Source organism: Rhodococcus sp. CX (genome assembly GCF_015865005.1).
Classification (GTDB): domain Bacteria; phylum Actinomycetota; class Actinomycetes; order Mycobacteriales; family Mycobacteriaceae; genus Rhodococcus.
The window spans coordinates 8,016-12,910 of sequence record NZ_JADZGH010000207.1; the positions used below are offsets into that span (position 1 = coordinate 8,016).

The following is a 4,895-nucleotide window of genomic DNA, read 5'->3' on the forward strand; positions in this document are numbered from 1 at the left end:
CGGTGACGGTGTCGCGGTTCGACGTGTGCGCGCGGCGCGACCTCCCCGAGCAGGGATTCGTCGATCTCGACGTCGAGGTGGACTGCTCGTCCGGCACCTACATCCGCGCGCTCGCCCGCGATCTCGGTGCGGCGCTCGGGGTCGGCGCGCACCTGACGGCGCTGCGCCGCACGAAGGTCGGCCCGTTCGGGCTCGAGCACGCGCGCACCCTCGAACAACTCGCCGACGATCCCGCGCTGAGCCTCGACATCGACGCCGCGGCCCGCACCGCGTTCGCGTGCCGCACGATCAGCGACGCCGAGGCCGCGCTGCTCGCGAACGGCCGCTGGCTCGAACCGATCGGCATGCCGGGCGTGTACGCGGCGATCGACGCACAGGGCCGCGCGGCGGCACTGCTGCAGGAGAAGGGCAAGCGCGCGTCCGCGGTGTTCGTGGTGCGGCCGTCCAACCTGTGAACTGGACGAGTCTGTGAGCTAGACGAGCCAGATGGCGTCGGCGGCGGGGTTGCCGAGGTCGACGGTGCGGTTCGGGTCGCCGCCGATGCTCACCGCGACCGTGCCGGCGAAGTCGCGACGCTCGATCACCCGGATCTCGGTGTCGAGCGCGATCCCGACGTCGTCGAAGTAGCGCAGCATCGCCGGATCGTTGTCCGAGATGCGGGCGACGCGTCCGAACTCCCCGGCGGCGAACGAGCTCAACGGGCGCGCCGGTGGGGTGGGGATCGTGCCGTCCGGGGTGGGGATCGGGTCCCCGTGCGGATCCCGTTCGGGGAAACCGAGTTTCGCGTCGAGTGCGGCGATCATCCGCTCGGAAACCGCGTGTTCGAGCACCTCGGCCTCGTCGTGCACCTCGTCCCACCTGTAGCCGAGTTCGCGGACCAGGAAAGTCTCGATGAGCCGGTGCCGGCGGACCATCGCGACGGCGGCCGCGCGGCCCGACTCGGTCAGCGAGATCGCACCGTACCGTTCGTGGTCGAGCAGGCCCTGGTCGCACAGCCGGCGCACGGCCTCGGAGACGGTGGATGCGGACACGCCGAGTTTCTCGGCGAGCAGCTTCGTGGAGACCTTCTCGCCGGACCATTCCTGCACGGTCCAGATGACCTTCAGGTAGTCCTGTGCGACGGAGGTCAGCGCTCCCGTCGTCGTATTCGTCTCGCTCCTGCCAGGCACCTGCCCAGCTTAGGCAACTCTCACCTCGGAATCACCTTTGTCCGGGATTGCCCGCGAGCGGCGGACCGCGGCCGTCACCACGCCCTGGCGGGGTGCGAACAGGTACGCGGCCGCGAACACCACCGCCTGCGCGAGCACCACGACACCGCCGGTCGACGCGTCGGAGTAGTAGCTCGTGTACACCCCGACGATCGACGACGCGACCGCGAGAGCCGGCGCGAGGATCAGCATCCGGGAGATCCGGTCGGTGAGCAGGTACGCGGTCGCACCCGGAATGATGAGCACGGCGACGACCAGAATCACTCCCACGGCCTGGATGGCCGCGACGATCGTGACCGCCAGCAACGCCAGGAGCAGCGCCGACAGCCGTGCAGGGGAGATACCCAGCGCGTGGGCCTGGACGCGGTCGAAGGCGAACAGCGTCAGGTCCCGGCGCTTGACGACGAGCACCGCGAACACGACTGCGGCGAGCATCGACACCTGCCACACATCGGCGGTGGCCAGCCCGAGCAGGTTGCCGAACAGGACGTGATGGAGATCCACCTGGCTGGGGTTCTTCGAGATCAGCACCACCCCGAGCGCGAAGAGCGTGGTGAACACCACGCCGATCGCAGCGTCCTCCTTGACTCTGGTGGTGCCGCGCACCAGCCCGATCAACGCCACCGCGATCCCCGCGAACAGCAACGCGCCGATCGCGAACGGCGCGCCCACGAGGTAGGCGAGGACCACGCCGGGCAGCACCGCGTGTGAGACCGCGTCACCCATCAACGACCACCCGATGAGCACGAGCCAGCAGCTGAGCAGGGCGCACACGACGGTCGCGGCGATCGCGACGATCAGAGCGCGTTGCATGAACCCGTACTGCAGGGGTTCGACGAGCAGATCGAGCATCACCAGGCCTCCCTCTTCGACAGCGTCGCCGCATCGCCGGCCAGGGGGTCGACGCCGAACGCGCGCGCCAGGTTCTCGGGGCGCAGCACCTCGGCGGGGGTGTCGTGGACGAGCAGCCGCCGTTGCAGCAGCGCGGCTTCGTCGCACAGCCGGTCGAGTCCGGCGAGGTCGTGCGTGGCGACGAGGACGGTGTGACCGGCGTCGGCGAGGGAGCGGATCACCGCGGTCAGCGCGAACTCGGTGCTCTTGTCGACACCGGCGAACGGTTCGTCGAGCAGCAGCAGCGGGGCGCCCTGCGCGATGGCGCGTGCCACGAACACCCGTTTGCGCTGCCCACCGGACAGCTGCCCGATCTGCCGGTTCGCGAACTCGGTCATCTGCACGCGGTCGAGGGCGTCCGCGACCGCGTCGTGGTCGGCGGGCCGGGGCCTGCGCATGGTGCCCTGGTGTCCGTAGCGGCCGGTCATCACGACCTCCCGCACGACGATGGGGAAGTCCCAGTCGACGGATTCGGACTGCGGGACGTACGCGACCGAGGCGGTGCGGCGGGCGGCGGCGGGTTCGGCCCCGGCGATCGTGACGCGGCCCGCGCTGGGGCGCACGATGCCCATGACGGTCTTGAAGAGGGTGGACTTGCCGGATCCGTTGGTGCCGACCAGTCCGCACACCCGGCCGCGGGCGAGGGTGAGGGTGACGTCGTCGAGCGCGGTGACGGTCCCGTAGCGGACGGTGATGCCGTCGAGAGCGAGGGCGGCGGGGGCGGCGTTCGTCGTGCCGGTCGTGTCGGCGGTCACGATGCCAGTCCCTTCGTGACGGTGCGGACGTCGTGGCGCAGCAGGTCGAGATAGGTCGGGACCGGCCCGTCGGGTTCGGAGAGCGAGTCGACGTAGAGGATGCCGCCGAACTCGGCGCCGGTGTCGGCGGCGACCTGACGCTGTGCCTTGTCCGAGACGGTGGATTCGCAGAAGACCGCGGGCACGCGGTTGGCGCGCACGAAGTCGACGGTCCGGGCGATCTGCTGCGGGGTGCCCTGCTGGTCGGCGTTGACCGCCCACAGGTAGGCCTCGCGGAGGCCGGCGTCGCGCGTGAGATAGCTGAACGCGCCCTCGCACGTGACCAGGGCCCGCTGCTGCTCGGGCAGTACGGCGAGGCCGGCGATCAGTTCGTCGTGCACGAGCTGGAGCTCGTCCTTGTAGGCGGCGGCATTCGCGGTGAAGTCGGCGGCGTGCTCCGGCGCGATCCGCGAGAGCGCCGCGGCGATGTTGTCGACGTAGATCCGGGCGTTGAGCGGTGACATCCACGCGTGGGGGTTGATACGGCCGGCGTAGGCGTCCTCACTGATCGGCAGCGGCGCCACCCCGTCGCTGAGGACGGCGTGCTCTGCGTGGGTGTCGGCGAGGAACTGCTCGAACCACCGCTCGAGACCGAGGCCGTTGTCGAGGACGAGGTCCGCGTCGGCGGCGTGCCGGAGGTCGCCGGGGGTCGGTTCGTATCCGTGGATCTCGGCCCCGACCTTGGTGATGGATTCGACGCGGACGTGCTCGCCCGCGACGTTGCGTGCCATGTCCGCCAGCACGGTGAAGGTCGTCAGCACCAGCGGGCGTTCGTTGTCCGCGGGGGCGGTCGCGGTGCACGAGGTCACGACGGCGACCGTCGCGGCAGCCACAAATATTTTGATCGCTCCAACGAAAATGTTCGGCACACCGAAATTATGTGTGCAGACGGCCCTGATGTCCATCCGCGCTCCGTGACCCACACTGCATCGCGAGTCGGAAGTGACCCGTTCGAGCCGGGGCCGTAGGCTGCCCGTTGTGCAGAGATGGCGAGGCCTCGAGGAAATACCTGCGGACTGGGGTCGTTGTGTACTGACGATCGGCGTGTTCGACGGAGTGCACCGCGGACATCAGCAGCTGATCACGCGGGCGGTGAAATCCGCCAAGGAACGCGGAATCCCCAGTGTGCTCATGACATTCGATCCACATCCGATGGAAGTGGTGCGACCGGGCAATCATCCGGCCCAGCTGACGACGCTGGCGCGTCGCGCCGAACTCGCCGAGGAGCTCGGCGTCGACGTCTTCTGCGTCATGCCGTTCACACCGGAGTTCATGAAGCTGAGCCCGGAGCGGTACGCCCACGAGATCCTCGTCGAGCGGTTGCACGTCGCCGAGGTCGTGGTCGGCGAGAACTTCACCTTCGGAAAGAAGGCCGCGGGCACCGTCGAGCTGCTGCGGACGATCGGGGAGCGGTTCGGGTTCGCGGTCGACGCTCAGACCCTGCTCGCCGAACACGCGGTCACGTTCTCCTCGACCTACATCCGCTCCTGCGTCGATGCCGGTGACGTGGTGGCCGCCGCGGACGCGCTCGGTCGCCCGCACCGCGTCGAAGGGGTCGTCGTGCACGGCGACGGACGCGGACGCGACCTGGGGTTCCCGACCGCGAACGTGGCCCCGCCTATGCACTCGGCGATCCCGGCGGACGGCGTGTACGCCGCGTGGTTCACGGTCCTGGGGCCCGGCCCGACTCTCGGCACCGTGGCGCCGGGGGAGCGCTACGGCGCGGCGGTGTCGGTCGGCACCAACCCGACGTTCTCCGGCCGTGCCCGCACGGTCGAGGCGTTCGTGCTCGATCAGGAGGCCGACCTCTACGGCCAGCACGTCGCGGTCGACTTCGTCGAGCGCCTGCGCGGCATGGAGAAGTTCGACTCGATCGAGGCACTCGTGTCGGCCATGCACGGCGACGCCGACCGCGCCCGCGACGTCCTCGCCCGCGCCGCCGACTCCGCCTGATACCGGGTCGTGTCTCGTTGTGGCGGTGGGAGCCGCCACAACGGCACAC

General features: G+C 69.8%; 5 protein-coding genes and 1 pseudogene. 2 read left to right on the forward strand and 4 right to left on the reverse strand.

Annotated elements, in window-relative coordinates; all coding sequences use genetic code 11:
* Nucleotides 1–455, forward strand: a pseudogene (locus I0Q12_RS33590) (tRNA pseudouridine(55) synthase TruB); the annotation flags it as partial.
* 18 nt (nucleotides 456–473) lie between these two features.
* Here I0Q12_RS33590 and I0Q12_RS22700 read toward each other — a convergent pair.
* From I0Q12_RS22700 to I0Q12_RS22715, 4 genes are read right to left on the reverse strand one after another with little or no spacing between them, the layout of a single operon-like run.
* Nucleotides 474–1,169, reverse strand: coding sequence for a metal-dependent transcriptional regulator (locus I0Q12_RS22700; RefSeq protein ID WP_307846437.1), 696 nt, complete (start codon nucleotides 1,167–1,169; stop codon nucleotides 474–476).
* A gap of 9 nt (nucleotides 1,170–1,178) precedes the next feature.
* Nucleotides 1,179–2,060, reverse strand: coding sequence for a metal ABC transporter permease (locus I0Q12_RS22705; RefSeq protein WP_197254975.1), 882 nt, complete (start codon nucleotides 2,058–2,060; stop codon nucleotides 1,179–1,181).
* Nucleotides 2,060–2,857 carry a metal ABC transporter ATP-binding protein gene (locus tag I0Q12_RS22710; protein ID WP_374068765.1) on the reverse strand — a complete coding sequence of 266 codons (798 nt, stop codon included), beginning with the start codon at nucleotides 2,855–2,857 and terminating at the stop codon, nucleotides 2,060–2,062. Before I0Q12_RS22710 ends, I0Q12_RS22705 begins: the two co-directional genes overlap by 1 nt.
* Complete coding sequence (locus tag I0Q12_RS22715; protein ID WP_197254964.1) at nucleotides 2,851–3,798, reverse strand: metal ABC transporter substrate-binding protein; 948 nt, start codon at nucleotides 3,796–3,798, stop codon at nucleotides 2,851–2,853. The genes I0Q12_RS22710 and I0Q12_RS22715 overlap by 7 nt, the downstream gene beginning before the upstream one ends.
* A gap of 73 nt (nucleotides 3,799–3,871) precedes the next feature.
* Here I0Q12_RS22715 and I0Q12_RS22720 point away from each other — a divergent pair, with 73 nt between their 5' ends.
* Entirely contained in the window at nucleotides 3,872–4,846 is a 975-nt protein-coding gene (locus I0Q12_RS22720) for a bifunctional riboflavin kinase/FAD synthetase (protein WP_197254965.1), read from the forward strand.
* Nucleotides 4,847–4,895 lie beyond the last annotated feature (49 nt).